This is a genomic window from Streptomyces rapamycinicus NRRL 5491 (assembly GCF_024298965.1).
Classification (GTDB): domain Bacteria; phylum Actinomycetota; class Actinomycetes; order Streptomycetales; family Streptomycetaceae; genus Streptomyces; species Streptomyces rapamycinicus.
Map to the genome: position 1 here is coordinate 7494609 of NZ_CP085193.1, position 26780 is coordinate 7521388.

At 70.9% G+C, this 26780-nt stretch carries 28 protein-coding genes and 1 pseudogene; 13 read left to right on the forward strand and 16 right to left on the reverse strand.

Features of this window, described 5'->3' with window-relative positions:
• From LIV37_RS31670 to LIV37_RS31720, 11 genes and pseudogenes are all read left to right on the forward strand, one after another.
• Positions 1–948: a DUF6807 domain-containing protein gene (locus LIV37_RS31670; protein WP_020871166.1), complete on the forward strand. Its 948-nt coding sequence runs from the start codon at positions 1–3 to the stop codon at positions 946–948.
• A gap of 5 nt (positions 949–953) precedes the next feature.
• Positions 954–1712 (forward strand): cupin domain-containing protein, encoded by a 759-nt coding sequence (locus tag LIV37_RS31675; protein WP_020871167.1) that lies wholly within the window; start codon positions 954–956, stop codon positions 1710–1712.
• 61 nt (positions 1713–1773) lie between these two features.
• Positions 1774–3063, forward strand: coding sequence for an ABC transporter substrate-binding protein (locus tag LIV37_RS31680; RefSeq protein ID WP_121824277.1), 1290 nt, complete (start codon positions 1774–1776; stop codon positions 3061–3063).
• Entirely contained in the window at positions 3060–4022 is a 963-nt protein-coding gene (locus LIV37_RS31685) for a carbohydrate ABC transporter permease (protein WP_020871169.1), read from the forward strand. Before LIV37_RS31680 ends, LIV37_RS31685 begins: the two co-directional genes overlap by 4 nt.
• The gene (locus tag LIV37_RS31690) at positions 4019–4888 is read left to right on the forward strand and encodes a carbohydrate ABC transporter permease (protein ID WP_020871170.1); all 870 of its coding nucleotides are present in this window, start codon (positions 4019–4021) and stop codon (positions 4886–4888) included. Before LIV37_RS31685 ends, LIV37_RS31690 begins: the two co-directional genes overlap by 4 nt.
• Before the next feature lie 2 nt (positions 4889–4890).
• Positions 4891–5475: a hypothetical protein gene (locus tag LIV37_RS31695; RefSeq protein ID WP_121824276.1), complete on the forward strand. Its 585-nt coding sequence runs from the start codon at positions 4891–4893 to the stop codon at positions 5473–5475.
• Positions 5472–7286 carry a hypothetical protein gene (locus tag LIV37_RS31700; protein WP_020871172.1) on the forward strand — a complete coding sequence of 605 codons (1815 nt, stop codon included), beginning with the start codon at positions 5472–5474 and terminating at the stop codon, positions 7284–7286. Before LIV37_RS31695 ends, LIV37_RS31700 begins: the two co-directional genes overlap by 4 nt.
• A gap of 116 nt (positions 7287–7402) precedes the next feature.
• Positions 7403–8563 carry a Gfo/Idh/MocA family protein gene (locus tag LIV37_RS31705; protein WP_020871173.1) on the forward strand — a complete coding sequence of 387 codons (1161 nt, stop codon included), beginning with the start codon at positions 7403–7405 and terminating at the stop codon, positions 8561–8563.
• A gap of 72 nt (positions 8564–8635) precedes the next feature.
• Positions 8636–9805: a dihydrodipicolinate synthase family protein gene (locus LIV37_RS31710; protein WP_020871174.1), complete on the forward strand. Its 1170-nt coding sequence runs from the start codon at positions 8636–8638 to the stop codon at positions 9803–9805.
• The gene (locus LIV37_RS31715; RefSeq protein WP_020871175.1) at positions 9802–10635 is read left to right on the forward strand and encodes a sugar phosphate isomerase/epimerase family protein; all 834 of its coding nucleotides are present in this window, start codon (positions 9802–9804) and stop codon (positions 10633–10635) included. The genes LIV37_RS31710 and LIV37_RS31715 overlap by 4 nt, the downstream gene beginning before the upstream one ends.
• 125 nt (positions 10636–10760) lie before the next feature.
• Positions 10761–10976 (forward strand): annotated as a pseudogene (locus LIV37_RS31720) (transposase); the annotation flags it as partial.
• A 42-nt stretch (positions 10977–11018) separates the two neighbouring features.
• On the opposite strand, the gene LIV37_RS31725 reads toward LIV37_RS31720, so the two are convergent.
• On the reverse strand, positions 11019–11825 hold the full coding sequence (locus LIV37_RS31725; protein WP_121824275.1) for an SDR family NAD(P)-dependent oxidoreductase: 807 nt from the start codon (positions 11823–11825) through the stop codon (positions 11019–11021).
• Between the two features lie 286 nt (positions 11826–12111).
• Between LIV37_RS31725 and LIV37_RS31730 the strand changes: the two genes are divergently transcribed.
• Positions 12112–13020 (forward strand): LysR family transcriptional regulator, encoded by a 909-nt coding sequence (locus LIV37_RS31730; protein ID WP_020871177.1) that lies wholly within the window; start codon positions 12112–12114, stop codon positions 13018–13020.
• 10 nt (positions 13021–13030) lie between these two features.
• On the opposite strand, the gene LIV37_RS31735 is transcribed toward LIV37_RS31730, so the two are convergent.
• From LIV37_RS31735 to LIV37_RS31760, 7 genes are all read right to left on the reverse strand, one after another.
• Positions 13031–13201, reverse strand: coding sequence for a hypothetical protein (locus tag LIV37_RS31735; protein WP_020871178.1), 171 nt, complete (start codon positions 13199–13201; stop codon positions 13031–13033).
• Between the two features lie 598 nt (positions 13202–13799).
• Positions 13800–14954, reverse strand: coding sequence for a methyltransferase domain-containing protein (locus LIV37_RS31740; RefSeq protein ID WP_158634876.1), 1155 nt, complete (start codon positions 14952–14954; stop codon positions 13800–13802).
• Complete coding sequence (gene tgmB / locus LIV37_RS31745) at positions 14942–15895, reverse strand: ATP-grasp ribosomal peptide maturase (protein WP_020871180.1); 954 nt, start codon at positions 15893–15895, stop codon at positions 14942–14944. Before tgmB ends, LIV37_RS31740 begins: the two co-directional genes overlap by 13 nt.
• Positions 15892–16173 carry a putative ATP-grasp-modified RiPP gene (tgmA, locus tag LIV37_RS51835; RefSeq protein WP_020871181.1) on the reverse strand — a complete coding sequence of 94 codons (282 nt, stop codon included), beginning with the start codon at positions 16171–16173 and terminating at the stop codon, positions 15892–15894. Before tgmA ends, tgmB begins: the two co-directional genes overlap by 4 nt.
• A 70-nt stretch (positions 16174–16243) precedes the next feature.
• Positions 16244–16432, reverse strand: a complete 189-nt coding sequence (locus tag LIV37_RS31750; protein ID WP_020871182.1) for a hypothetical protein — start codon at positions 16430–16432, stop codon at positions 16244–16246.
• Entirely contained in the window at positions 16429–17037 is a 609-nt protein-coding gene (locus LIV37_RS31755; RefSeq protein ID WP_121824274.1) for a hypothetical protein, read from the reverse strand. The genes LIV37_RS31750 and LIV37_RS31755 overlap by 4 nt, the downstream gene beginning before the upstream one ends.
• Positions 17038–17146: 109 nt before the next feature.
• A complete protein-coding gene (locus LIV37_RS31760) occupies positions 17147–18340 on the reverse strand; it encodes a helix-turn-helix domain-containing protein (RefSeq protein WP_020871184.1) in 1194 nt (397 codons plus the stop codon).
• Positions 18341–18617: 277 nt separating this feature from the next.
• Here LIV37_RS31760 and LIV37_RS31770 point away from each other — a divergent pair, with 277 nt between their 5' ends.
• On the forward strand, positions 18618–19091 hold the full coding sequence (locus tag LIV37_RS31770; RefSeq protein ID WP_020871185.1) for a hypothetical protein: 474 nt from the start codon (positions 18618–18620) through the stop codon (positions 19089–19091).
• 42 nt (positions 19092–19133) lie between these two features.
• Here LIV37_RS31770 and LIV37_RS31775 read toward each other — a convergent pair whose 3' ends face one another.
• The 8 genes from LIV37_RS31775 to LIV37_RS31810 all read right to left on the reverse strand — a co-directional run bounded on the left by LIV37_RS31775 (position 19134) and on the right by LIV37_RS31810 (position 26737).
• On the reverse strand, positions 19134–19493 hold the full coding sequence (locus LIV37_RS31775) for a hypothetical protein (protein ID WP_020871186.1): 360 nt from the start codon (positions 19491–19493) through the stop codon (positions 19134–19136).
• Positions 19490–20122, reverse strand: coding sequence for a sigma-70 family RNA polymerase sigma factor (locus tag LIV37_RS31780; protein ID WP_020871187.1), 633 nt, complete (start codon positions 20120–20122; stop codon positions 19490–19492). The genes LIV37_RS31775 and LIV37_RS31780 overlap by 4 nt, the downstream gene beginning before the upstream one ends.
• A gap of 69 nt (positions 20123–20191) precedes the next feature.
• Positions 20192–20560 carry a hypothetical protein gene (locus LIV37_RS31785; protein ID WP_121824273.1) on the reverse strand — a complete coding sequence of 123 codons (369 nt, stop codon included), beginning with the start codon at positions 20558–20560 and terminating at the stop codon, positions 20192–20194.
• A gap of 318 nt (positions 20561–20878) precedes the next feature.
• Positions 20879–21274 carry a D-ribose pyranase gene (rbsD, locus tag LIV37_RS31790; RefSeq protein ID WP_020871188.1) on the reverse strand — a complete coding sequence of 132 codons (396 nt, stop codon included), beginning with the start codon at positions 21272–21274 and terminating at the stop codon, positions 20879–20881.
• Positions 21271–22197, reverse strand: coding sequence for a ribokinase (rbsK, locus tag LIV37_RS31795; protein ID WP_020871189.1), 927 nt, complete (start codon positions 22195–22197; stop codon positions 21271–21273). Before rbsK ends, rbsD begins: the two co-directional genes overlap by 4 nt.
• A 19-nt stretch (positions 22198–22216) precedes the next feature.
• Complete coding sequence (locus LIV37_RS31800; protein ID WP_020871190.1) at positions 22217–24166, reverse strand: ABC transporter permease/substrate-binding protein; 1950 nt, start codon at positions 24164–24166, stop codon at positions 22217–22219.
• Complete coding sequence (locus LIV37_RS31805) at positions 24156–25724, reverse strand: sugar ABC transporter ATP-binding protein (protein WP_020871191.1); 1569 nt, start codon at positions 25722–25724, stop codon at positions 24156–24158. The genes LIV37_RS31800 and LIV37_RS31805 overlap by 11 nt, the downstream gene beginning before the upstream one ends.
• Positions 25721–26737, reverse strand: a complete 1017-nt coding sequence (locus LIV37_RS31810) for a LacI family DNA-binding transcriptional regulator (protein WP_020871192.1) — start codon at positions 26735–26737, stop codon at positions 25721–25723. The genes LIV37_RS31805 and LIV37_RS31810 overlap by 4 nt, the downstream gene beginning before the upstream one ends.
• Positions 26738–26780 lie beyond the last annotated feature (43 nt).

Genomic DNA, 26780 nt, shown 5'->3' on the forward strand with positions numbered 1-26780 from the left:
ATGACCCAGCGCATCACCGTCACCCACACCCACGGGACACGGATCTCGGTCGCCGCCGCCGGCGTCGAGCTGATGGCCTACGTCTACCGGCCCGACCCGGACGCCTTCGAGGCCCGTAAGCCCTACGCCCACCCGCTGCGCACCCTCGCCGGGAACCCGGTCTCCGGCTACCGGCCGAACGACCACCGCTGGCACAAGGGCCTCCAGATGACCTCGAGCCATCTGTCCGGCCAGAACTTCTGGGGCGGCAACTGCTACCTCGGCCCCGAGAAGGGCTACCAGCGGGTGGACGAGCTCGTCGGCTCGATGCGCCACGACGGCTTCGAGGAGTTCACCGTCACCGACGACCGGCTGCGCTTCGTGGAGACCCTCACCTGGGTGGAGAACGGCGGCCAGGAGTGGGCGCGGGAGCGGCGCACCATCGAACTCCACTCGGTGGAGCCGGAGGAGGGCACCTGGGCCCTGGACTGGTCCATCAACCTCACCAACATCCGCGGAGAGGCCCTCCACTTCGGCTCCCCGACCACCGCGGGCCGGGAGATGGCCGGGTACACCGGGCTCAACTGGCGCGGCCCGCGCGACTTCACCGGCGGCGACGTCATCGGCCCTGACGGGCGCGGCGGCGACGGCGAGAAGGGCGCGTCGGACCTGATGGGCGCCCCGGCCGCCGATGCCCCCTGGGTCGCCTTCACCGGTGAGCACGACGACGTGGACGGGCACTCCACGCTGCTGTTCGCCCACGCCCCGGAGAACGCCGAATCCATCCACGCCTCCCACTGGTTCGTGCGCTCCGAGCCGATCCCGTCGGTGGCCCCCTCCTGGGCGTTCTTCGAGGAGTTCGAGCTGGAGCCCGGGGAGTCCTTCGGCTACCGCTACCGGGTGGTGGTCGCGGACGGCGCGTGGGACCGGGCGCGGGCCGAGAACTACCTCAAGAACCACGGGTGGTGAGGAAGATGACCGCGTCGTCCGAGATGTCCGCCCCGCTGCCGGGCGGTGTGGGCCTCTCCCACATCAGCGCGTACGAGTGGGAGGCCGCCGACGGGGTGTGCGGCGGCAGCCCCCATCTCCACCTCGCCTGCACCGAGGCGTATGTGGTAACCGCCGGACGCGGCGCCGTGCAGACCCTGACCCTCGCGGACGGCTTCACCGAGACCCCGCTGGAGCCGGGCTCGGTGGTGTGGTTCACCCCCGGCACCATCCACCGCATGGTGCAGGGCGGCGGCCTCAAGGTGACCGTGCTGATGCAGAACAGCGGGCTGCCGGAGGCCGGGGACGCCGTCTTCACCTTCCCGCCCGAGGTGCTGGCCGACCCCGAGCGCTACGCGGCCGCCGCCGCGCTGCCCGCGAAGGAGGGGCCGGAGGCCGACGCGGCCGCCCGGCGCCGCCGGGACCTCGCGGTCGAGGGCTATCTGACGCTGCGGGCCGCCGCCGAGAAGGACGACGACGCGCCGCTGCGCGCCTTCCACGAGGCGGCGGCGCGGATCGTGGCGCCCAAGGTGAAGGAGTGGGAGCCGCGCTGGCGGGACGGGGCGCTCGCCGCCGCGCGGCGCACCGGTGAGCAGCTCACCGCGCTCGCCGCGGGCGACGCCGCGCACCTCGCCGAGGCGCGGGTCACCGCGACCGGGCCCAGCCGCCGGGGCGGCTACGGCATGTGCGGCCGCCGGGACGAGTACGAACTGCCCGGTGTCACGCTCCCGTACTACGGCGAATAGCCGCCGTAGACACCACCACGCACGCTCAACGAAATGATCATGGAGGGAGGTCGGCTCCGGTATGCGCGGAAACGGGACAAGGACGTCCCTGGCCCTGGCCCTTGTGCTCACCCTCGGAGGGACCCTCACGGGCTGCGGCGGCGACGGCGGCGGCGGCTCGGGCGGCAAGGTCAGCCTGCGGTTCACCTGGTGGGGAAACCCCGACCGGGCCGCCCGCACCGAGGAGGCCGTCAAGCTCTTCGAGCAGCGTCACCCCGACATCGACATCGCGACGTCCTTCGCGGGCTTCGACACCTACAAGGCGAAGCTGGCCACCCAGGCGGCGGGCGGTGACGCCCCCGATGTGATGCAGCTGGACTACCGGCAGATCAACCAGTACGCGACCTCCGGCATCCTGCTGAACCTCGGCGAACACCCCGAGCTGCGCACCTCGGAGATCGACAAGGGGCTGCTGGCCACCGGCGTGGTCGACGGCAAGCAGTACGCGCTGCCGGTGGCCCGCGGCACCGAGACGGTGGCGTACGACGCCGCGCTGTGGCGCAAGGCGGGCGTCCCCGAACCCACTCTGACCTGGACCTGGGACGACTGGGCCGACGCCATGCGCAAGCTCTCGGCGGCCAAGGCGACGCAGGGGCGGGTGGGCTCCACCGACCCGGGCCAGAGCGAGGACGTCTTCGAGATCTGGCTGCGCGGCCGGGGCAAGTCCCTCTACACCAAGGACGAGAAGCTCGGCTTCACCGCCGACGATCTGACCCGCTACTGGGAGTGGTGCACCAAGCTCCGCGAGGAGGGCGCGGTCGTGCCCGCCGAGCAGACCACCCAGATGGACGGGACGGTGGAGAACACCCCGCTGGGCCGGCTCAAGTCCGTCTCCGACTTCAACTGGGACGCCCCCACCAGCGGCTACGCGCCCATCGTCGGCGAGGGGCTGAAGCTGGCGCCGCTGCCGGTCGGCGAGGACGGCACCCCCGGGCAGTACTTCAAACCGTCGATGTTCTTCGGCGCCTCGGCCAAGACCGCGCACCCCAAGCAGGCGGCCCAGTTCATCGACTTCCTGCTCAACGACAAGAAGGCGGGCGCCATCCTCGGTGCCACCCGCGGCATCCCGGCCAACGACGCCATCCGGCAGGACGTACTGCCCAAGCTGGAGGGCTTCGACCAGGTCGTCTCCACCTACCAGAAGCAGTTCGAGGGCAAGTTCGAGGATCCGCCGCCCGCGCCGCCCAAGGGCGACGCCTCCCTGCAGACCACCTTCTCGCGCGACTACGACCAGGTCAGCTACGAGCGCATGTCGCCGCGTGAGGCGGCGGAGAACTACATCACCGAGGCGAAGGCGGAGCTGAGGCAATGACCGCGACCGCGACCCGCCCCCCGGACGCCGCGCCCCCCGCCACCGGCGGCAAGCGGGCGCCGAAGCGCGAACGGCAGGGGGCCGCCTGGGTGTTCCTGTCCCCATGGGTGCTCGGCGCCGCCGTGCTGACGCTGCTGCCCATGGCCGTGTCCCTGTATCTGTCGTTCACCGACTACGACATGTTCGACGCGCCCCGGTGGATCGGCTTCCGCAACTACACCCAGATGTTCACCGAGGACCCCCGCTACTGGCGGTCGGTCATCACCACCCTGACCTACGTCGTGATCGCGGTGCCGCTGCAACTCCTGCTGGCGCTGGCCGTCGCGATCGCGCTGAAGTCGGTCAAGCGCGGCAAGGGCTTCTACCGCTCGGCGTTCTACGCCCCCTCGCTGCTCGGCGCGTCGATGTCCATCGCCCTGGTCTGGCGGGCGATCTTCAACGACGGCGGCTCGGTCGACAACCTGCTCTCCGGCATGGGCATCGACATCGGCGGCTGGATCAACAAACCGGGCTGGGCCATCCTGTCGGTCGCGCTGCTCACCATCTGGCAGTTCGGCGCCCCCATGGTGATCTTCCTGGCCGGGCTCCAGCAGATACCCGCCGAGCTCTACGAGGCGGCCGCGGTGGACGGGGCCTCCTGGTGGCGGCAGTTCCGCTCGATCACCATCCCGATGCTCTCCCCGGTGCTCTTCTTCAACCTGGTGCTCCAGATGATCCAGGCGTTCCAGGTCTTCACCCCCGCCTTCGCGGTCAGCGCGGGCAAGGGCGGGCCCGCCGACTCCACGCTCGTCTACACGCTCTACCTCTACGACCGCGGCTTCACCGCCTCCCACATGGGCTACGCCTCCGCCATGGCGTGGGCACTGCTGCTGGCCATCGGGGTCGTCACCGCGGTGCTCTTCCGCACCTCCCGGGCCTGGGTCTTCTACGCCAACGACAACAACGAGGGGGCCCGATGACCACCGCCCCGACCACCGCCCCGGCGGCGCGGCGGCGTCCCACCGGCCGGATCGTGCTGCACATCTGCCTGATCGCCGTGCTGCTGGTGATGCTCTATCCGCTGGCCTGGCTGCTGGCCACCTCGTTCAAACCCGCCGACGAGGTCATCGCCAGCCTCAAGCTGCTGCCCAGCCACTTCGAATGGGGCAACTACTCCACCGCCCTGGACGGAGTGAACGAGGTCAGCGTCGGACGGCTGCTGTGGAACTCGCTGCTCATCGCGTGCGGCGCGGTGCTCGGCAACGTCATCAGCTGCTCGCTCGCCGCGTACGCCTTCGCAAGGCTGCGGTTCCGGATGCGCGGTCCGCTCTTCGCGTTCATGATCGCGACGATCATGCTGCCGCACCACGCCATCCTCATTCCGCAGTACATCATCTTCAACCAGCTCGGCATGGTGAACACCTACTGGCCGATGATCCTGCCGAAGTTCCTGGCCACCGACGCCTTCTTCGTCTTCCTCATCGTGCAGTTCATGCGCGGACTGCCGCGTGAGCTGGAGGAGGCGGCGCGGATCGACGGCTGCGGGCCGTTCCGCTCGTTCTTCAGCGTCATCCTGCCGCTCACCCGGCCCGCCCTGATCACCACCGCGATCTTCACCTTCATCTGGACCTGGAACGACTTCTTCACCCAGCTCATCTACCTCTTCGAGCCGGAGAAGTTCACCCTGACCCTGGCCCTGCGGTCCTTCGTGGACGCCTCCAGCCAGTCGGCCTTCGGCCCGATGTTCGCGATGTCGGTCTTCGCGCTGCTGCCCATCGTGCTCTTCTTCCTCGCCTTCCAGCGGTTCCTGGTCGAGGGCATGGCGAGCTCCGGACTGAAGGGATGAGCATGGCCACCGCCACCAAACGCGAACCCGGCGAGCTGTTCGGCCCGCGCTTCGCGCTCTTCGCCGACGTCCTGGCCGTGGGGCTGGCCACCGCCGCCGCCTCGCTGCCCCTCCTCACCGCCCCGGCCGCGATGTCCACGGCCTGCGCCGTCCTGGACCGGCGGGTGCGCGAGGACGTGCCCGCCACGGCGGGCGGCTACCTCCGCGCGCTGCGGGACCGGCTGCGCACCGGCGATCTGCTGGCCGGGGCGGGGCTGCTGGCAGGCGGCGCCCTGCTGCTGTTCAACGCGCTCGCGGCGGGGGCGGGGCTGCCCGGCGCGGTGGTCTTCCGGCCCGTGCTGCTGCTCGCGGGCGGACTGCTCGCCGTCGTCCTGCTGCGGGCCTGCGCCCGCCCCGAGTCGGCCACGAGCTGGCGGGTGGCGCTGCGCTCGGCGGCGTACGACGGTGTGCGCAAGCCCCGGGCGAGCGGCGTGCTGCTGCTGGCCGTGGCCACCGCCGCCGTCTGCGCCTGGGCCTATCCGCCGCTGGCCTTCCTCGTCCCCGGCCCCCTCGCCCTGGCGGCCCGAGCCACGGAGCACCACCTATGAGCCCCCTGCCCCGCCGTCACCTGCTCGCCGGGACCGCCGTGGCGGGCGGACTGCTGGCCGCCGGCGCCCCGGGCGGCGCATCGGCCGCGGGCCGGACCCCGGCCGCGGGCCGGGTCGACAAGCCGTTCCTGGCCCTGCTCACCGAGGCGGCGGACGCCCGGGTGGCCGAGGTGGTGGACGGGCTCGAGACGGTCCTGGGCCAGCTGAACAACCTCGGCCAGGCCCGCCCCGCCGCCCGTAGCCTGCGGCTGCTCACCTCCGTCCACGTCTGGGGCGACGCCGCCCACCACCACGACGGCGCGCTGATCGCGCCGATGACCCGGCTCGCGGACGCGCTCGCCGCCGCCCAGTTCGACGACGGCCTCTACGACCAGGGCGCGGTCCACTCGCCCCCGGACACCGCCTTCTCGATCGTCGATCTGGGCCTGGTGTACGGCCTGCTGGACGCGGACGACCACACGGGCACCCGGGCGGTCCGCGCCACCCTGGAGAAGATCCTGCTCAAGGCGGGCAAGGGCCTGTCCACCGGCGGGGTGCACACCCCCAACCACCGCTGGAAGGTGTGCGCCGCGCTGGCCCGGATCAACTCCTTCTGGCCCGACGCGCGCTACACCCGCCGTATCGACGCCTGGCTGGCCGAGGGCATCGACAGGTACGACAGCGGCCAGTACAGCGAGCGCAGTGCCACCTACGCGCCCATCGTCACCAACCCCTCGCTGCTGACCCTGGCCCGGCTCACCGAGCGCCCGGCCCTCTACGAGCACGTACGCCGCAACCTGGACGCCACCCTCCACCTCCTGGAGCCCGACGGTGAGGTGGAGACGGTGCACTCGCGCCGCCAGGACCAGAAGACGGTCAAGCATCTGTCCGAGTACTGGCTGCAGTTCCGGGCCCTGGCGCTCCGGGAGCGGGACGGGCGGTTCGCGGACGTGGCCGCCACCATCCAGCGGCGCGGCGCGGATCAGACCTTCGACGAGACCCCGCTCGGGGACTTCCTCGCCGAGGTGCTGGACCATCCGGAACTGGCCGCGCCGCTGCCCGAGGCGACCCCGGCGCCGTCCGCGTACACCTGGCGCGACAAGGACTGCGGGCTGGTCCGGATCGCCAAGGGGAGGACGCGGACCACGATCTTCGGCGGCACCGACTTCCCCGACGTCCACGCGATCTCCTCGGGCCTGTCCACCAACCCGACGTTCTTCAAGTGGCGCAAGGGTTCGGCCATCCTGGACTCGCTCCGGCTGTCCCCGCAGTTCTTCTCGCTCGGCCACTTCCGGGCCGAGGACGTGGAGCGCACGGCGGACGGCTGGCGGCTGTGGGCCGAGGTGCGGGCCGGATTCCACCAGCCGCTGCCGCCCCAGCACCGCCGCCCCGACGGGCGCTATCGGCTCACCGACGACGGCCGGTTCTGGTCCGCGATGGACTTTCCGCACCGCCCCAAGGAGTGGCGCACCCTGCGCACCGAGGTACGGATCGCGGAGGCGGACGGGGGCTGGAACCTGGACCTCGAGATCGGCGAGTCCGAGGTTCCGCTCGCCCTCGAACTGTGTTTCCGCGGCGGCGGAAAACTGACCGGGGTCGACCCCGTGCCCGGCCAGAAGGACACGTATCAGCTGGTCAAGGGGTACGGGACCTATACGGCCGGCGATGACGTGATCACCTTCGGGCCCGGTAACGGCAGCGGCCCCCGCCAGCCCGCCGTCGTGGACTCCGGCGAGCGCTACAGCTGGCTGGGCGGCGATCTGACCCCGGCGGGGCAGCGGGTCCTGATCACCGGGCGTTCGCCGCTGCGCTACCGGCTGACCCTGCGCTGAAGCGCTGACCGGCCCCCGCCCCTGTGTTCGGTCCTCTGTACAGGGGTGGGGCGGGGCGGTTAGCGTGGATGTCTAGAAAGCGCTTACTATCACTCGCGGTGAGGAGAAGAACCCACGTGACACGCAAGACAGTGCGGATCGCCATGAACGGTGTGACCGGCCGGATGGGCTACCGCCAGCACCTCGTCCGCTCTCTCCTCGCCCTTCGCGAACAGGGCGGCCTGGACCTCGGCGACGGCACCGTGCTGTGGCCCGAGCCGCTGCTCGTCGGCCGCCGGGAGCACGCGCTCAAGGAGATCGCCGAGCACCACGGCCTCGACCCGGTCGCGGACGTCTCGACCGACCTGGACGCCGTGCTCGCGGACGACGGCGTCGACATCTACTTCGACGCGCAGGTCACCGCCGCCCGCGAGGAGGCCATCAAGAAGGCCATCGCGGCGGGCAAGCACATCTACACCGAGAAGCCGACCGCCACCGGTCTGGAGGGCGCCCTGGAGCTGGCCCGGCTGGCCCAGGCGGCGGGCGTCAAGCACGGGGTCGTCCAGGACAAGATCTTCCTGCCGGGGCTGCTGAAGCTGAAGCGCCTCATCGACGGCGGCTTCTTCGGCAGAATCCTTTCCGTGCGCGGGGAGTTCGGCTACTGGGTCTTCGAGGGCGACTGGCAGGCCGCCCAGCGGCCCTCCTGGAACTACCGCGCCGAGGACGGCGGCGGCATCGTCTCCGACATGTTCCCGCACTGGGAGTATGTGCTGCACGAGCTGTTCGGCCCCGTGCGCACCGTCCAGGCGCAGGCCGCCACCCACATCCCGACCCGCTGGGACGAGCGCGGCAAGCCGTACGAGGCCACCGCCGACGACTCTGCCTACGGCGTCTTCCAGCTCGAGGGCGGCGTCATCGCCCAGATCAACTCCTCCTGGGCGGTCCGGGTGAACCGCGACGAGCTGGTGGAGTTCCAGGTCGACGGCACCGAGGGCTCGGCCGTCGCGGGCCTGCGCAACTGCCGCGTCCAGCACCGCTCGCACACCCCCAAGCCGGTCTGGAACCCCGATCTGCCCGCCACCGAGGCGTTCCGCGACCAGTGGCAGCAGGTGCCGGACAACGAGGAGTTCGACAACGGCTTCAAGGCACAGTGGGAGCTCTTCCTGCGCCATGTCGCGCTCGACGAGCCCTGGCGCTGGGACCTGGTGGCCGGGGCGCGCGGCGTCCAGCTCGCCGAACTGGGCCTGAAGTCGTCGGCGGAGGGCCGCCGTCTCGACGTGCCGGAGCTGAGCCTGTGACCATCCACCGCCTGGACGTACCGGAGCCGAGCCTGTGACCATCCACCGCCTGGACGTACCGGAGCCGAGCCTGTGACCATCCACCTTCCCGCGCCGGGCGGTACGACCCGCGCCTACGAACCCCGCACCGAACCGCTGTCACCGACCCCCGGCGCCCCCTTCACCTCCCGCGTCGTCTTCTCGGCCGCCCATGTGGTGGCCGACCCGTACGCCGATGTGACCCCCGACAGCCCGGCCGCCGTGGACTGGGACGCCACCCTGGCCTTCCGCCGCCACCTGTGGTCCCACGGGCTGGGCGTGGCCGAGGCCATGGACACCGCCCAGCGCGGTATGGGCCTGGACTGGGCGGGCGCCGCCGAGCTGATCCGCCGCTCGGCGGCCGAGGCGAAGGCGGCCGGCGGCCGGATCGCCTGCGGCGTCGGCACCGACCAGCTGGCCGCCACCGAGATCGGCTATCCGTACGGCCTGGACGAGGTCCGGGCCGCGTACGAGGAGCAGCTGGCCGTCTGCGAGGAATCCGGCGCCCAGGCCATCCTGATGGCCTCGCGCGCCCTGTGCGCCGTGGCCAAGGGCCCCGAGGACTACCTCGAGGTCTACGGCCATCTGCTGCGCCAGTCCGCCGAGCCGGTGATCCTGCACTGGCTCGGCCCGATGTTCGACCCGGCCCTGGAGGGCTACTGGGGCAGCACCGACCTGGACGCGGCCACCCGTACCTTCCTCGACGTCATCGCCGCCCACCCCGACAAGATCGACGGCATCAAGGTCTCCCTGCTGGACGCACAGCGCGAGATCGACCTGCGGCGCAAACTGCCGGACGGCGTGCGCTGCTACACGGGTGACGACTTCAACTACCCCGAGCTGATCGCGGGCGACGACCGGGGCTTCAGCCACGCCCTGCTCGGCATCTTCGACCCGCTGGGCCCGCTGGCGGCGGAGGCCGTGCGCAGGCTCGACACCGGCGATGCGGGGGCCTTCCGCGCCCTGCTGGACCCCACCGTGGAACTCTCCCGCCACCTCTTCCAGACCCCGACCCGCTACTACAAGACGGGTGTGGTGCTGCTGGCCTGGCTGGCGGGCCACCAGTCGCACTTCACCATGGTCGGCGGCCTCCAGTCGGCCCGCTCGCTGCCGCATCTGGCGCGGGCGTACGAATTGGCGGACGGGCTGGGCCTGTTCCCGGACCCGGCGCTGGCGGAGTCCCGGATGAAACACCTGCTGTCCGTGTACGGAGTCACCCAATGAGCCCCGCTGCGCCCCGCCTGAGCCTCAACCAGGAAACGATCAAGCAGTGGTCGCTGCCCGAGCTGGCGGAGGGCTGCGCCAAGGCGGGCGTCACGGGCGTGGGCCTGTGGCGCGAGCCGGTCCAGAAGTACGGCGTGGACGCCGCGGCTCGCCTCGTCCGCGACGCGGGCCTGACCGTCACCAGCCTGTGCCGGGGCGGCTTCTTCACCGCGAGCGAGCCCGAGGCGCGCGCCGCGGCCCTGGCCGACAACCGCCGGGCCATCGACGAGGCCGCCACCCTGGGCACCGACACCCTGGTCCTGGTCTCCGGCGGCCTCCCGGCCGGCAGCCGGGACCTCTTCGCCGCCCGCGAGCGCATCGCCGACGCGCTGGCGGAGCTCGCCCCGTACGCCGCCGACCACGGCGTCCGCCTGGCCATCGAGCCCCTGCACCCCATGTACGCGTCCGACCGCTGCGTGGTCTCCACCCTCGCCCAGGCCCTGGACCTTGCGACGCGCTTCCCGGCGGAGCAGGTGGGCGTGGTCGTGGACACGTACCACCTGTGGTGGGACGACACCGTCGCGGACCAGATCGCCCGCGCGGGCGCGGGCGGCCGCATCGCCGCCTTCCAGCTCGCCGACTGGATCACCCCACTCCCGGAGGGCGTCCTGCTGGGCCGGGGCCAACTCGGCGACGGCTCGGTGGACTTCCGCTGGTTCCGCGAGCGGGTCGACGCGGCGGGCTACACCGGCCCGATCGAGGTGGAGATCTTCAACCCGGACCTGTGGGCCCGGGACGGCGCGGAGGTCCTGACGGAGATCGCCGACCGCTACCGGACGCTGGTGCTGTAACGACTGCTTCGGAGTGTGTTGGGCAGCGTTGCGTCCAGGCAGCCGAACCCACCCCGGCGCGGGGAGTCCTGAGAGGGTGTTGAAACGCCATTTCAGTTGGCGTGAGCTTGCGTCAGTCTGGAGTGATGACTGCCGCGCTTGTCGAGCGGATGGCGCCGGAAGACCTGTGGACGTTGTTCCAGCGGGTGGTGCCGCCGGCGCCGGTCCGCCCGCAGGGTGGAGGGCATCGTCGGCGGGGGGACCGCGAGGTGCTGGCCGCGATCATTTTCGTGGCCACCTCGGGCTGTACCTGGAACCACCTGCCACCAGGCTTCGGCCTGTCGGGCGTGACGGCCTTTCGTCCCGCGGAGCGGGTCTGCAGACTCCGGCGTTGTCAGGGTGTGTCAGCTTCGCAGGCCGCCAGAGGCGGTGAGGCGCTCTCCGGTGACCCATGCGGCGTCGTCGGAGGCGAAGAAGACCGCCGCCCGCGCCAGATCCTTGGGCTGACCGATACGGCCCAGGGGGGTGCGCCCGATCATGTCCGTCTCGGCGTCACTGCCGATGAAGCCGGCCGCGTGGATGCCTTCCGTCTCCACACCGCCAGGGGCCAGGGTGTTCACTCGGATCCCGCGAGGGCCGAGTTCGGCGGCCAGGACTCGCGTCAAGGCATCGACGGCGCCCTTCGTCGCGGCGTACACCGACATCCCCGGCACCGCGCGGGCGCTGTCCAGCGATCCGATGTTGATGACCGATCCGCCGTCGGACCCGAAGTACTTGAGGGCTTCCTGGATCGTGCGGATCGGTCCGGTCACGTTGACGGAAAGCTGACGGTCGATCTCCTGCTGCGTGACGGTCTCCAGCGGCTGTGCGTGATAGACACCGGCATTGTTGACGAGGATGTCGAACCGGCCGTACGCGTCTACGGTCCTGGCGAAGAGGCGCTCAACATCCCCAGGCACCGACACGTCGCCCTGCACGGCGATCGCGGTCCCTCCTCGCGCCTGGATGTCCTGCACCACCCGCTCGGCGCCGGCGGCACTGGAGGCGTAGTTGACCACGACCGACGCTCCGGCCGCAGCGAATTCCCGCGCGATGCCCGCCCCGATGCCCTTGGAAGCACCCGTCACGAGCGCGACCTTTCCCGCCAGTCTCGAATCGGCGTTCTTCGGCGATACTCCGTCGCCGCGGCCAACACCTGTCTGATTTGCCATGATTGCCACTCCCATCCATGTTGGTGAGCGTCCGGGTGACGCGGGCCTCCGGGGCAACCGCCCGGGATCGGGGCGATGTGTTGTCGAACAGAACCCGCAGGGCGGCCTCGCCGCCACGGGCCTCTCACAGGCACGTCCGTACCGGCTCCCGCCCTGATGGCCGCCGCTTTCGGCGGCGGCGATCGACCGGACATGCACCACGGTAGGATCCGCGAGACATAGAGACAAATAGTGTCACTGCATAGTTGAGATTGGCGTTGCCTATGTCGCCGGAAAGTGGAAGCGGATGAACCTGCGGCAATACGAATACGCTCTGGCTGTGGCCGAAGAAGGCTCCATGACAGCGGCTGCTGAGCGTCTGCGCGTCACGCAGCCGTCCTTGTCGCAGCAGATCGGCGCTCTGGAAAAGCATCTCGGTGTGCAGCTGTTCACTCGGACATCGGGCGGGGTCACAGTGACCATGGCCGGACGCGCCTTCCTCGCCGAGGCAGAGATCGCGACCACCGCGTCCCGCAGAGCCGTCCTGGCTGCCCGTGCCGCCTCCGGGGAACTGGCCGGTGAACTCATCATCGCCGTCCACATGGGCCTGGGAGCACGACAGCTCCCTCTGGCACTGGGCCGGCTCCGCCACCGCCACCCGAAACTCCAGGTCATTCTCCACGAGGAGCCCGATCCAGCGGATATGGAACGGCTGGCCCGCCAGGGAACGCTCGACATGGTCCTCGTCCACCGCATCCCCACCGGCTGCACATTCGACATCCATCCCCTGGGCGAGGAGACCTACGTCGCCGTCCTGCCCGAGGGACACCCGCTCCTCGCCGGCGACAGGGCCCTGCGCATGGCAGACCTTGCGACACAGGGATGGGTGCGCTTCCGCCGCGCCAGCCTGCTCGACGAATACCTCGCCCGCCTGCTCGCCGACGCGGGCATCAGCCCGCCCACGGTGGCCCGAGCGTCACAGATCTCCACCGCCGTGCGACTGGCAGCCCAGGGCTTGGGCGTCACCGTGGTTCCGGCATCGGCCGTGCCCGAAAGCTTCGAACAGCTAGCCCGCCCGTTCCTGCCTTCCCTGACCGAACCCGTCATCGTCGGTACACGCCGCCACCCAGGTTCGGCGGAGGCAGCCGTGCTCGACCACCTCCGTCAGCAGAACTGGTGCGGCACCAGCCTCCTCGCCCCGCATACCGCCCTCTGAGCTAAGGGCCTCACTGGTCGTCGGCCGCGCGCTTGTCCCGGAGGGGCCGCAGGCGGCCGTCGTCGTCGAAGGCGATCTGCGCGTTGTCCGGGACCCGGGCGACGACCTCCCGGTAGGTGCCCTCCAGCAGCGCGGCCGGATGCCCGCCCGCCTCCCTGGGCAGGTTCAGCGGGGCAAGCACGGTCGGCCTTGTCTGCTGCCACGCCTGGCCGGCCAGCAGCCACTCCCAGGACTACGACTACCGGCACTTTCATCACCGCGATCCTCAGTGGGCCCAGGTGGCGTTCGCGATCTGCCTGAGCGCCCTTGTCGCATGCTGCGTGAGCGGTACGCACGCGTCGACGCGGCAGCTCGACGCGGCGCCGCCTGCCGGGGGTGCCCCTCGGCGCCGAGGGCCTGCGCGAGCGCGATCCGGGATGGCAGGCCGCGGGCAAGGGCGTCATAGCGCGGCAGGCGCTGAAGTCGCGTCGGGAGGCGTCGACCGCCGCGAGGACCGTGGACGGGGTGGGGTCCGTGCCGAGTATGGGGCTGTTCTGCCGATGCAGCAGCAGGTCCTCCAGACCCGAAAGGATCGGCCGCGCCGGAGGCTGGGCGGCGGCCGGGACGGGCCCCAAGACCGCACTGGAGGTCGCCCTGGCCAGACCGGTCAGGAGTATGCGGCGTCGCACTGGGTCGTCCTCCAGTCGTGACAGCGAGATGGCGGTGTAGCCGACGGCCGGGAACACCGGGCCCCCTCCCACCGGGAGGAGGCCCTTTCGTGCTCTGGCTGCGCGCCTCACTCACACAGGCAGCTTCCATGAGGGGCCCCGGGGTGTTTCGTACCAGAGGCGATGCTCTTCGTCCGAGACCGTCAGGCCGAAGCGATCCCATTTCGGCATGTCGTGATCGACGAACCACCCCCACCACCCCTCGACGGTGTCCCAGACGCCGCGGTCACCTGTCTCGCGGAACTGCGTCTGTTCGCCGACGAAGATGCCCTCAGCCCACGCCCCGTCAGGCATCACCAGGCGACGCATGGTGTGCCCCTCTTCGTCAGTGCCGTACTGGAGCACCACCCCGGGCAGCGCGGACGCCAGCAGGAAGGTGAAGTGGTAGCTGTCGAAGGCGGTGACCGGTACGCGGGATTTCCCGTGTGCCTCCACCGGTCCCGATGCAAGCGGTGGGGGAGGGGCCGGCGCCGCCGTACGCGCCGCCATGAAGGACCCGCCGCCCGCCTGGAAGCGCCCCTCCAGACTCCCGTCCGGCATGCGGTCGAGGACGGCCAGACCCCCGCTCAGCGGCGGGAAGAGGTTCACGACGAGTCGTCCCCCGGGAGCGACCGCAGACCTCAATGTCTCGGTGATCCGCGGGAGGGCACACGTAATGATCACCTTGTCGAACGACTCCGGCGGCCAAGCCCAGTCCCTCACGTCCACGGTGAGCACGTTCGGTGTGATGCCGATGGCCTCCAGATTGAGCAGGGCTTCGGACGTCACATCCGGGTCAATGTCCGCTGTTACGAGTTGGTCAGCGCTGTCCAGGCGGTGAGCGATGAGGGCGGTTTGGTAGCCGGTGCCAGTGCCCCCATCGAGGACCCGGTCTCCAGGCCGCACGTCAAGGGCCTCCAGCATCCGGGCCGTGAGGCTCGGCTGCGTGCTGGATGAGGTGGGGACGCCGGTGAACAGTCCATCCGCGGACTTCATCGTCTCCGGGTCGAGGCGGGTGACGAGTGTGGCGTTGGTGTAGATGGGGTTGAGCCAGTCTCCGCCGTCCGAGGCGTCGAGCGGTTTCCATCGAGTTGGCACACCCCCCTGATTCTGGAAATAGCGTGGGACGAAGACGTGCCGGGGCACCTCCTCGAACGCCTGCTTCCAGTGAGGTGAGACCAGGTCGTCCGAGCCCTCCAGGATGCTTGCCAGATTCTCAGCGAGCGGTTTCCAGTTCACTGGTGACACCAGTTCTCCAGGGTGTGAGCGATCGAAGCGGCTAGGGGGATTTCCGGACTGTTGAGCCATGCCCACTGGCCCGAGGGGTTCGCCTCCAGGAACTTCCACTGACCGTTCGGCTGCACGATGAAGTCCATGGCAGCGTAGGTGAGGGCCAGTCGAGCCATGTATCCGCGCACCCCGTTGACCACATCGGTCGGCGTCTCGATCGGCTCGTACTCAAGCGCGTCGTAGTCGGACCGCCAATCCGTACGGGCGGCCTCGCTGTGGGCCTTGATCTTCACGCTGTGGCAGAAGTCGCCCACGACGATCAAGCGCACTTCGTACTGCTTGGGGACACGCTCTTGGAACAGGTGCGCAGTGAGCTCCACGCCGCCGAGGGCGTCAAGGTCGACCTCGCGCGTATACATGGTCTCCGCGCCCTGGGAGTGGGCAACGTGCGGCGTCCCCAACGGCTTGGTGATCAGTGGGACTTCGATGTGTTTCGCGAAGGCCCGTACCTCATTGGCGGAGTTCGTGATCAGAGTGCGGGGAGTGGCGAGCCCCATGGAGTGTGCGGTGCGGAGCTGCTGGGGTTTGAACTCCGCGGCGGAGGCTCTGGACGGGTGGTTCATCCACCGGGCGGCGAGGCTCATGAGTACGCCGCCGAGGCCGATGCGGGCAGCGCCCCGCGCCCAGTGGGCGTCCGACTCCGACAGTTCGGGGAACCGGAACAGACTCGGCCGGTTCCAGTAGATCGCCTTGACGTCGGCCAGTGCGACGCTTCTGTGCTTGTTGGAGAGCGTGCCGGCCCACTGCCCGTCAACGTTGCCTGTCTGTAACTCCAGTTCGTGAGGGAAGTCAGCGGTATCCATGCGGAACACGGGGATATCGGAGGAGGACAGCCCCTCCACGACGAGATCCGTTCCCGCCTCGAAGGGGCCATCCACGACCAGGACGGTGTTGGTCACTCAAACGCTCCGGGGTCTCCGCCCTCATCACTCGGTGGTGGGTTCTTGATGTCGCCGTCCTGGTTGGTCTTCTGGGACGTGGCCATGGTCGTCAGCGGAGTGCCGTCCTCGAACCTGGCCGTCTGGCTGACGGGGTCATAGACCGGGCGAGGCTGCGGAACTGCGGCCGAGCGAGCGGGCCGGAAGCGCGCTCCGGCTAACGCGTACGGGCGGATGCTGCCCGGCGCGAGGCTCACGGGGGCACTGGTCTGAAGGGGAAGGGGCGCAACCAGTTGCATGTTTTTCCTCTCACTCGATGGATGGGGAATCACCGCTCTGGCACTGTGCACTTCAGCGCCGGAGAGGGAGTCAATTGGTGGGCCACGGGCTGCAGGATCGAGCCAGCCGTGCAGCCTCCTCGTAGGCGTGCAGCAGCCGCTCCCCGGTCTCACATCCGGCGCCGGGCGTGCGGCAGGCCATGCACCCCGCGGCGTGGTTGATGGCCGCGCGCCACGCCTCGTTGGCGAACGGGTCCTTGATCTGCTCGACGGCCGTCATCGGGCCCGCCCCTTGTGCTGGTCCGTGGCCGCGCTGGTGAGGGTCCGCGGGCGGCGGCCGTTCCTCGGGTAGCCGGTGGCGTGGGTGGGGCAGGCGTAGGTGACCTTGCCGACGTCGCTCCCCGTGTCCTCCACGTCGACCGGGATGGGCTCGTCGGTGGGCAGCTTGCAGTGGTAGCAGAGTTGGCGTCCCTCGGGCCTGCGTCCGTACTCGGCCCGGTCGGCCTCGGCCAGCGCCTCCCACAGGCGCCAGGCGTCGGTGAGGTAGCGGTCGGCCGAGAGGGGCACGCGCCAGTGGGTGCGGGGGCCCTTCGTCCAGGAGGCGGGCGGTGCGCCGAGGTAGGTGCTCTCGTCGGTCAGCTCGGTGAGGACGCGGACTTGCCGCAGGTGCCAGCTCGTTGCGGTGCCGACGGAGACGAGCCAGTAGAGGGGGCCGTGCTTGTCCTGGATGACGGCGCCGGTCTCGTCGCCGAGCAGTTGCAGGGCGCGCTCGCCGATGGTCGGGGCTGCGCGCACGGCGTCCCACCATCTACCTGCGGGTAACGCCTCGATATCCTGATTGTTCGGCGGTGTCCAGGGCAGCGCTGGCTGTGGATCAGCGATCACGACACGGCTCCTCGTGGCCGATTTGTATCCGTGTCGTGACGCTAAGTGTGGTGACCGGGGTCACTCAATGGCACTTCCAACGGGCCGCCGACGGAAGTGCCATTGAGCGTTACAACGGCAGACTGACCTCGTCCGCCAGCGTCCGCATCTCCGGCGTCAACGTCCGCCGCTTCTCCACCACATCGCCGAGGATGCCGCGCGCGTATCGCTGACTGGCCAGCCACTCCGGCGCGGTGGCGCGCACGCTGGTCAGTACGTCTACAGCCTCCGGGTACTGCCGCATCATGGTGTGAGCCTTCGCGACGTCCAGCCGGTGCCGGTGGTACTCGGTGCTCACCGCCAGACCGCCGGGTTTCCTGGCCGTGGCCCGGCCGGGCCGCTTCGGCTTGGCTGCGCGGAGCACCTTGTCCGGCTCGTCCAGCACGATGTGCCTCTCGCACGCCTTATAGCGCACGGTGGTCGGGCCCCAGGTCGTCAGGCGCTCAGTGCCGCGGGGCAACTCACGCCCCAGCAGGACGGAGACCGACTGGGCGAGGCGCATCATGTCGTCCGCCTCCCCCCGCCGGTTGTCGCGCAGAGCGGCGGCTGAAGACTGCATCAGCAGCCAGCCCCACGCCGTCAACTCCTCCGGCGTCGCTCGGGACACTCGCGGCTCCACATCGTCCGCCCACTTGGTGGCCATTTCCCGGGACGCTGCCAACTTGCCTTGCCGGACGAGGAGCCAGCTCCAAGTAGCGATGATCCCCGCCGCGCGCAGCCGGTCCGGTGCGTCATCCAGGGCGCGGCGCAGCGCGGTCTCCGCGGCACCGTACTGGCGGACCTGGGTCAGCACCGATCCGGCGATCTGTAGCAGATGGGAGCGCACGTCCCGCGCCTCGGCGGAGTCGCCGAGCGCGTCAGCATCCGCCAGAAGCGGGGCAAGGAGCCCGGTCAACTCACCGAGCCGGTTGTCGAAGTAGGCCGAGCGCACCTCGGGGAGCATCGCACGCACGCCCTCCACCGTCGGGGCCTCGCCTGTGCGGACCGGCGCGACCTGAACAGCCTGCCTCAGCGGGCGCCAGGGCTCGGCGGCCTCGCCGGCGGGCTCCTCGTCGTCGCGCTCCAGGAGGTAACTCGTGGGGACGCGCAGTGTGGAGGCCAGCGTGTGGGCGGTCTCCATGCGCGTGTCGGTGATCTCTCCCTGTTCCAGCTTCCGGATCAGCGAGAGCGATACGCCTGATGCTGTGGCCAGTTCCCTCTGCGTCAGACCGCGCCGCTTGCGGATCTTGCGGAGGCTGGAGCCAATGCCTGTGTCCTCGTGCATACTGAACTCCGTTCTGAACTCGACACTCAGACGGTACTCCCGGCCCGAACGGGATTGCAGCGATCGGCCCCTGACCACAGGTTGGGGGCCTTCGTGTTGGTGCGTTCGCTCTGGCCGGGCGGGCACTTGAGACAGGGGCACGGTATCGGTCAGGCCGGATCATCGAGCGCGCTCGTGCGGTCCGGCGGTCCTACACTTCGACGACTCCACCCAGGGTTGTCCGCGAGTTCGACGACCGACTGCGAGGCATCTACCTATGATCACGAAGGAGCGGCCCATGCGCCTCGGCATCACCGGCCACCGCGGTCTTCCCCCGGAGACGGAGCGATTGGTCCGCCGGGCCCTTCAAGAGGAAGTCGCGCGCTACGGACCTGATCTGATCGGGGTCTCGTGTATCGCCGACGGCCCGGACGCCTGGTTCGCTGAGCTGGTGCTGGAGGCTGGTGGTCGCCTGGAGGTGGTGGTCCCTGCGGAGAAGTACCGCGAGGGCCTGCCGGAGGAGCACCACCAGACCTATGACCGTCTCATCCAACAGGCCGCCGACATCCACCGCACGGGCATGGCGGAGTCGGACTCCCAGGCGCACATGGCCGGAAGCGAGATTCTGGTGGGCGTGGTGGATGAGCTGGTCGCCGTTTGGGACGGGCAACCGGCCCGTGGGTACGGCGGCACGGCCGATGTCGTGGCCTACGCCGAGCGCACCGGTGTCCGGTCTCGGGTGATCTGGCCGGAGGGTGCTACCCGCGACTGACCGAGAGCGCGGCGTATCACCCAGCGCGTGCGGGGCGGCCGGTCAGTGCTGGGTGGCCGTGGAGGTCGCGGGCGGGGTTTCGGGGGGTGAGGTCGGGGAGGGCTTGGCCGTGGGCGAGCCGTTGGAGGACGGGACCGAGGTGGCCGGAGGGGAGGTGCGGGGGTCCCGTGCGGGTGGTGCCGGATGCGGGCGATCCGGGGAGCCGGACAGCAGCAGGAAGGCCACGGCCGCCGCTGCCGCCACCGTCACCGCGACGGCGGACACGACCCGCCGGATCCGCCGCGCGCCCCAGGCCGGGCCGGTGGGAGGCCGGTACGGGGACAGATCGTGGGCGTCGATGAGCCGCGCACGGGCGTCGAGCGCGGCGCGCAGCCGTTCCTCGGTGGGGGAGGGAGTGCTCATCGGGCCGCCTCCAGCAGCTTCTCCAGGGTGACGAGCGCACGGCTCGCGGTCGACTTCACGGTGCCTCGGGAGACGCCCAGCGCCTCGGCTATCTGGGCCTCGGTCAGCTCCGACCAGTAGCGCAGAACCAGCACCTCGCGCTGGCGCGGGGTGAGTTCCGCGAGCGCGTCGAGGACCTGCCGGTGCTCCTCGGCGAGCAGCAGCGGCTCGTCCACGGGTGCCCCCGGCCCCTGGTACGGCGGGGTGTACGCGCGTGCCGTACGCCGTCGGCGCAGCACCGAGCGGGCGGCGTTGACCACGGCGGTGTGCAGATAGGCGTGGGCGTCCTGGAGACTGTCCAGCTTTGAGCCGTGGCGGCGGCAGACGGCGGCGAAGGCGTCCTGGACGACATCCTCGGCGGTGTGCAGGTCGTCCACCAGGAAGACCGCCAGCCGGATCATGTCCAGCCGCCGGGCCTGGTAGAGATCGGCCAGCGTGGGGCCGGGCTCCCTGCCGCCCCGGCCGCCCACCGGCCGCAGCGCCCGTAGCCGACGCCCGGCACGCGGTGTCTCCGCCGGCGGTGTCGAGGCGGTCGTCCGGGCACGGCGGAGCAGCCGGGCCCACCAGGGCCGGACAAGAGTGAGCTGCATCGTCCTCGTTCACCTCATCGGTGCGGCGGGACCGGCTCCGGATCCGGTCCCGCCCCACCCCTGGTCGGGCTAGCGGCTGGCCTTGGTGGGCGCGGGCTCGGTGGGCTCGGGCGCCGTGGTGGGCGGCAGCGTGGGCGCGGGCTTCGTGGGCTCGGGCTTGCTGGTCGGCGGCTTGGTGGGCTCGGGCTTGCTGGTGGGCGGCTTGGTGGGCTCGGGCTTGCTGGTCGGCGGCTTGGTGGGCTCGGGCTTGCTGGTGGGCGGCTTGGTCGGCTCCGGCTTCGAGGTCGCCGCCGGGACCGGCTTGGCCGGGCGGGAGTGGTCGGAGGTGGCCGCCTGGGCGGCGATGCCCCCGCCCACGATCAGGGCGACTCCGGCGGCCGACCCCACGATCCAGGGGCGCAGACGGCGGTTCGGCTTCTTGGCGCGGACGTGCTGCATACGGAACGACTCCCGAAAGAATTGAGCGAACGCTGATGGGCGAGGCGCGCGCCGAGGATCCGAGGGCCACGAGGACCTGAGGACCCGTTCCGGAGCCCGCCTTCAACCCACCAGACGTGCGGCCCCACCCGAGGTTGTCGCGCCCCGGAAAAATCTTCGCGGTTGACCGTGCAACCGTTCCGGCCCTTGGCGGGTCGTACCTGGCGTCGGGCTTCCTGGGGGGATCCGGGGGGGATTCGAGAGGAAGCCCTAGGAGGGGAAAACGAGGGGCCCGGACCACGGCCGGGCCCCTCGAAATATCACACCCTCGTCACACCCTCAGAACGGCACCCCGCACCGCAGCAGCACATTCGCGTACGGCCGCGCCTCGCCGGTGCGCACCACCAGCCGTGCCCCCGCCGTCAGCGTCTTCAGCTCCTCGTGCGGGACCAGATCCAGCGCGGGAGCCGGGAAGAGGCGGCTGAGCAGGGCGGTCGCTCCGGGGTTGTGGTCGCTCACCTCCCGCGCCGCCGTGGCCCGTTCGACCACCAGCTCGTCCAGCAGCCCGGTGAGCACCCGCTCGAAGGACGGCACCCCGGCCGTGAAGGCGAGGTCCACCACGAACGGCCCGTCCGGTATCGGCAGGCCCGCGTCGCACACCATCACCGTGTCGGTGTGGCCCAACAGGGCGATGCCCGCGCTCAGCTGACGGTTGAGGATCCCGGACCGCTTCACAGGGCAGCCACCTCCTCGGCGCTCGGGAAGGACGCCTGCGCCCCGGCCCGGGTCACCGCGGCCGCGCCCACGCGCACCGCGAACCGCACCGCCGTCACCAGGTCGTCGTCGGCGCCGAGGCGCCAGGCGAGCGCGCCGGTGAAGGCGTCCCCGGCGCCCGTGGTGTCCACGGCCGTCACCGCGGGACTGGGCACGAGCACCGTACGGTCGCCGTCGGCGACCAGCGCGCCCTCGCCGCCCAGGGTCACCACGACCGAGCGCGGACCGCGCGAGAGCAGGGCGTCGGCCCACTCCTCGGGGTCGTCGGAGGAGCCCACCTGGTCGTCGCTGAGCAGGAACCGCGCCTCGTGCTCGTTGACCACCAGCGGATCACAGGCGGCCAGCACATCGTTGGGCAGCGGCGCGACCGGCGAGGGGTTGAGCACCACCCGCGGGCCGGGGCGGCCGCCGAAGCCCGCGGCCGCCGTACGGACCACCTCGGCGACCGACTCCAGGGGAATCTCCAGCTGCACCGAGACCACCCGCGCCGCGGCCAGCAGGCGTAGCGAGGCCTGGATGTCGCCGGGGGTCAGCCGGGCGTTGGCCCCTTGGGAGACCACGATGCTGTTGTCCCCCGAGGGGTCCACCGTGATGAGCGCGACCCCGGTGGGCGCGCCGCCGACGAGCACGCCCACGGTGTCGACCCCGGCCGACCGCTGCGAGTCCAGCAGCAGCCGGCCGTAGTCGTCGTCGCCGACCCGGGCCAGCAGGGCCGTCCGGGCCCCCAGCCGGGCGGCGGCGACGGCCTGGTTGGCGCCCTTGCCGCCCGGGTGGACCACCAGGTCGGACCCGAGGACCGTTTCACCGGCCCCGGGGCGGCGGTCGACTCCGATCACCAGATCGGCGTTGGCCGACCCCACGACCAGCAGGTCGTAGTCGTGCATCCGCACGTCCTTTCGTTTGTCACTTCGCAGTGACGACCTTCACCGGCACCTTCACCGTGCCGTCGATCTTCTGCCCCTTGGCGGCCTTGACGGCGTTCTCCACCACCATCCGGCCCAACTCCTTCGGCTGCTGGGCGACGGTCGCGGCGAGGCTGCCGTTCTCGACGGCCTTGAGCCCGTCCGGGGTGCCGTCGAAGCCGACGACGGCGACGGACTTGCCCGCCTTGGACCCGAGCGCCTTGACCGCGCCGAGCGCCATCTCGTCGTTCTCGGCGAAGATCCCGTCGATGCCCGGGTGGCCCTGGAGCAGATTGGTGGTCACATCCAGTCCCTTGGCCCGGTCGAAGTCGGCGGTCTGCTTGCCGACGACCTTGATGTCCGGGTACGCCTTGAGTCCCTCCGCGAAGCCCTTACCGCGCTCACGCGAGGCCGAGGTGCCGGGGGTGCCCTGCAGCACCAGGATCGTGCCCTTCTTTCCGAGCCGCTCGGCGAGCGTCTTCGCGGCCAGCTTGCCGCCCGTGATGTTGTCGGAGGCCACCAGGGTCGCGATCTTCGCCTTGTTGACACCGCGGTCGGCGGCGAGCACCGGGATGCCCGCCTTGTCGGCGGCCCGGACGGACGGGCCCGCGGCATCGGAGTCGACCGGGTTGATGATGATCGACTTCATGTTCTGGCTGGTGAAGTTCTGGATCTGATTGGCCTGCTGGGAGGCGTCGTTCTGGGCGTCGGTGACCGTAAGGCTGATCCCGGCGCGCTTGGCCTCCTCCTGGGCGCCCGCCTTCAGCTGCACGAAGAAGGGGTTGTTGAGGGTGGAGACCGACAGACCGACCTTGGTGTCCGCGCCCCCGGAGGAGCCGGAGCGCCAGACGGAGGCGCCGAAGGCGATGGCGGCGACGACCACGGCGGCCAGCGCGAACTTGCCCGCGTTGACGGCCTTCTTACGGCCGCCACCGGACGGTCCGCCCGCCGCGGCCCCGGGCGCGCCCGGTCCGGCCCCGGCGCGCCGGCGCACCGTGTCCAGCAGCACCGCGAGCGCGATGACGACACCGATGACGACCTGCTGCCAGAAGGCGGACACCTCCAGCAGGTTGAGCCCGTTGCGCAGCACGGCGAGGATCAGCGCGCCGATGAGCGTGCCGGACGCCTTGCCGACGCCACCGGACAGGCTCGCGCCGCCGATGACCACCGCGGCTATCGCGTCGAGCTCGTAGCCGACCGCCGCCTGGGGCTGCGCGGAGGACAGCCGGGAGGCGAGCACGATGCCCGCGACGGCCGCGAAACCGCCGGAGAGCGCGTAGATGACCAGCTTCTGGCGGGTCACCCGGATCCCGGAGAGCCGGGCCGCCTCCTCGTTGCCGCCGATCGCGTACATCGCCCGGCCCGGGTACGTACGGCCCAGCACACCCGCGGTGATCAGGCCCATCACGACCATCACGATCACCGGCACGGGCAGCCAGCCGCCGAGGGTGTCGCCGAGGCCGGACACCGAGTCGGGCACGGCTATCGGGCTGCCCTGGGAGATCACCAGGGCCAGACCGCGGCCGATCGACAGCATCGCGAGCGTGGCGATGAACGGCGGCAGCTTCCCGAAGGCGACCAGCGCACCGCTGACCAGACCGCAGGCGACACCGGTGGTGAGCGCCAGGAGCGCCGCGAACCACACCGGCAGCCCCTGTGAGCTGGCGGACCAGGCGAGCACGGTGGCGGACAGCGCGGCCACCGAGCCGACCGACAGGTCGATGCCCGCGGCGACGATGACGAACGTGACGCCGAAGGCGAGGATCGCGGTGACCGCCGCCTGGACGCCGACGTTGAGGAGATTGTCGGTGGTGAGGAAGTCGCCGGACAGCAGCGCCATGGCGGCCAACAGCAGCACCAGGGCGCTCAGGGCGCCGTTGTCGAGCAGCACGCGGCGCAGCGCCGGCGAGCCCCCGGGGTTCTTCGTGCCCTTGAGCGTGTCAGTGGCCACGGGAGCCCTCCTTTTCCTTGCCGCCGACTCCTTCGTCGGCGTCCTTGACGTCCTTCACTGCCAGGGCCATCACGGCGTCCTGGGTCGCTTCCCGCGCGGTCAGCTCGCCCGCGATCCGGCCCTGGGCCATGACCAGGACCCGGTCGCTCATCCCCAGCACCTCGGGCAGATCGCTGGAGATCATCAGCACGGCGTGGCCGGACGCGGTGAGTTCGTTGATGAGCTGGTAGATCTCGACCTTGGCGCCCACGTCGATCCCGCGGGTCGGCTCGTCGAGGATCAGCACCTTGCTGTCGGCGAGCAGCCACTTGCCGATGACGACCTTCTGCTGGTTGCCGCCGGAGAGGGTGCGCACCCGCTGGTCGAGACCGGCCATCCGGACGGCCAGCCGCTCGGCGACACCGGCCGCCGAGCGCCGCTGGGCGGCCCGGTCGACCAGTCCGGCGCGGGTGGCGGCGCGCAGCGTGACCAGGCCCAGGTTCTCCTGCACGGAGCCGTCCAGGACCAGGCCCTGGCCCTTGCGGTCCTCGGGGACGAGGCCGATCCCGGCCCGCATGGCGGCCACCACGTCATGGCCGGGCAGCGGGCGGCCGAGCACCTCGACGGAGCCCGAGTCGTACGGGTCGGCGCCGAACAGCGCCCGGACGACCTCCGTACGGCCCGCGCCGACCAGTCCGGCCAGGCCCACCACCTCCCCGGCCCGCACCTCGAAGCCGATGTCCTGGAAGCTGCCGTTCCGGGTGAGTCCCCGGACCTTCAGCAGGGGCTCACCGGCGTCCCCGCGCTCGCGCGGGTACTGCTGCTCGATGGAGCGGCCCACCATCAGCCGCACCAGTTCGTCCTGGTCGGTGCTCGCCGGGACCTGGGTGACGCTGCTGCCGTCGCGCAGCACGGTGACGCGGTCGCCCAGGGCGGCGATCTCCTCCAGGTGGTGGGTGATGAAGACGACGCCGACACCGTCCGCGCGCAGGGTGCGCACGATCCGGAAGAGCTTGTCGACCTCCTCGGTGGTGAGCACGGCGGTCGGCTCGTCCATGATCAGGACGCGGGCCTCCAGGCTCAGCGCCTTGGCGATCTCCACCATCTGCAGCCGGGCGATGCCGAGGTCGCGGACGCGGGTCCGGGGCGAGACGTCCACCCCGACGCGGGCCAGCAGCTCGGCGGCCCGCGCGTCCATGGCCTTGCGGTCGATCATGCCGAAGCGGCGCGGCTGGCGGCCCAGGAAGATGTTCTCGGCCACGGTGAGGTCCGGGACGAGGTTGAACTCCTGGTAGATGGTGGCGATCCCGAGCCGCTCGGCGTCCTGCGCGCTGTTGATCCGCACCGGCTCGCCGTCGACCAGGATCCGCCCGCCGTCGGGGCGGTGGGCGCCGGAGACCATCTTGATCAGCGTGGACTTGCCCGCGCCGTTCTCGCCCAGGAGGACATGTACTTCGCCCCGGCGCAGATCGAAGTCCACCCCGTCCAGCGCGATCACCCCGGGGAAGGTCTTACGGACCCCCTCCATGCGCAGCAGCTCCGCCCCGCCGGGGGAGGACCGCTCGGACTCGGCACTCATGGTTTGCTCCCTTCGGGCTCGCCGCACGAGCGGCGGGTGACCAGACGGGCGGACAGGGTCACCGACTCGGCGGGCCGCCCCTCGACGAGACCGATCAGCGCCGTCACGGCGGCACGGCCGAGGGCCCCGGTCGGCTGGGCGATGGCGGTGATCGGCGGATCGGTGTGGACGAACCAGGGGATGTCGTCGAACGCGGCGAGCGCCACGTCGTCCGGCACCCGCAGGCCCCGGGCGCGGATCTCGTCCATCGCGCCGAGCGCCATCAGGTTGTCCGCGGCGAAGATCGCGTCCGGGGGGTGCGGAAGATCGAGGAAGCGGGCGGTCACCCGGCGGCCGCTGTCCGCCTGGAAATCGCCCTGGCCGATGTGGTCCTCGTGCAGCTCCAGGCCGAACTCGCGCAGCGCGGAGCGGAAGGCGTCCACCCGCTCGCGGCCGGTCGTGGTGGCCGCGGGGCCCGCGATGATGGCGACCCGGCGGTGGCCGAGGGCGCACAGATGCGCCACCAGGGCGCGGATGGCTCCCCGCCCGTCGGTGCGGATCACCGGCACCCGGTCCAGGCCCTCGCCCTCGATCCAGCGGTCGACGAAGACCATGGGGGTGCCGGCGCGGGCGGCGGCCAGCATCATCGGGGAGCCGCCGTCGGTGGGGCTGACCAGCAGTCCGTCTATGCGGCGGTCCATGAGGGTACGCACATGGTGGTCCTGGAGGTCGGGCCGCTCGTCGGCGTTGCCGATGACCACGCTGTAGTCCAGCTCGCGGGCGGCGTCCTCGACCGAACGGGCCAGCTCGGTGAAGAAGGGATTCAGCACATCGCTGATGACCAGGCCCAGGGTCCGGGTCTGATCGGTGCGCAGCGAGCGGGCCACCGCGTTGGGGCGATAGCCGAGGTCGGCGACCGCGGCGAGCACCCGTTCGCGGGTGTCCGCGCGGACGGAGGGGTGGTCATTGAGCACCCGTGAGACCGTCGCCACGGAGACCCCGGCACACCGCGCCACGTCTTTGATGGCCGGCATCGTCCACCTCCTTGTGGAATCGATTACATGAGATTGGAATCGA

Excerpts from the sequence above, each read along its gene's own strand:
- LIV37_RS31670 (WP_020871166.1), top strand. The coding sequence starts at position 1 with ATGACCCAGCGCATCACCGTCACCCACACCCACGGGACACGGATCTCG.
- LIV37_RS31675 (WP_020871167.1), top strand. The coding sequence starts at position 954 with ATGACCGCGTCGTCCGAGATGTCCGCCCCGCTGCCGGGCGGTGTGGGC.
- LIV37_RS31680 (WP_121824277.1), top strand. The coding sequence starts at position 1,774 with ATGCGCGGAAACGGGACAAGGACGTCCCTGGCCCTGGCCCTTGTGCTC.
- LIV37_RS31685 (WP_020871169.1), top strand. The coding sequence starts at position 3,060 with ATGACCGCGACCGCGACCCGCCCCCCGGACGCCGCGCCCCCCGCCACC.
- LIV37_RS31690 (WP_020871170.1), top strand. The coding sequence starts at position 4,019 with ATGACCACCGCCCCGACCACCGCCCCGGCGGCGCGGCGGCGTCCCACC.
- LIV37_RS31695 (WP_121824276.1), top strand. The coding sequence starts at position 4,891 with ATGGCCACCGCCACCAAACGCGAACCCGGCGAGCTGTTCGGCCCGCGC.
- LIV37_RS31700 (WP_020871172.1), top strand. The coding sequence starts at position 5,472 with ATGAGCCCCCTGCCCCGCCGTCACCTGCTCGCCGGGACCGCCGTGGCG.
- LIV37_RS31715 (WP_020871175.1), top strand. The coding sequence starts at position 9,802 with ATGAGCCCCGCTGCGCCCCGCCTGAGCCTCAACCAGGAAACGATCAAG.
- LIV37_RS31725 (WP_121824275.1), bottom strand. The coding sequence starts at position 11,825 with ATGGCAAATCAGACAGGTGTTGGCCGCGGCGACGGAGTATCGCCGAAG.
- LIV37_RS31730 (WP_020871177.1), top strand. The coding sequence starts at position 12,112 with ATGAACCTGCGGCAATACGAATACGCTCTGGCTGTGGCCGAAGAAGGC.
- tgmA (WP_020871181.1), bottom strand. The coding sequence starts at position 16,173 with ATGCAACTGGTTGCGCCCCTTCCCCTTCAGACCAGTGCCCCCGTGAGC.
- LIV37_RS31750 (WP_020871182.1), bottom strand. The coding sequence starts at position 16,432 with ATGACGGCCGTCGAGCAGATCAAGGACCCGTTCGCCAACGAGGCGTGG.
- LIV37_RS31760 (WP_020871184.1), bottom strand. The coding sequence starts at position 18,340 with ATGCACGAGGACACAGGCATTGGCTCCAGCCTCCGCAAGATCCGCAAG.
- LIV37_RS31770 (WP_020871185.1), top strand. The coding sequence starts at position 18,618 with ATGCGCCTCGGCATCACCGGCCACCGCGGTCTTCCCCCGGAGACGGAG.
- LIV37_RS31775 (WP_020871186.1), bottom strand. The coding sequence starts at position 19,493 with ATGAGCACTCCCTCCCCCACCGAGGAACGGCTGCGCGCCGCGCTCGAC.
- LIV37_RS31780 (WP_020871187.1), bottom strand. The coding sequence starts at position 20,122 with ATGCAGCTCACTCTTGTCCGGCCCTGGTGGGCCCGGCTGCTCCGCCGT.
- LIV37_RS31785 (WP_121824273.1), bottom strand. The coding sequence starts at position 20,560 with ATGCAGCACGTCCGCGCCAAGAAGCCGAACCGCCGTCTGCGCCCCTGG.
- rbsK (WP_020871189.1), bottom strand. The coding sequence starts at position 22,197 with ATGCACGACTACGACCTGCTGGTCGTGGGGTCGGCCAACGCCGATCTG.
- LIV37_RS31805 (WP_020871191.1), bottom strand. The coding sequence starts at position 25,724 with ATGAGTGCCGAGTCCGAGCGGTCCTCCCCCGGCGGGGCGGAGCTGCTG.
- LIV37_RS31810 (WP_020871192.1), bottom strand. The coding sequence starts at position 26,737 with ATGCCGGCCATCAAAGACGTGGCGCGGTGTGCCGGGGTCTCCGTGGCG.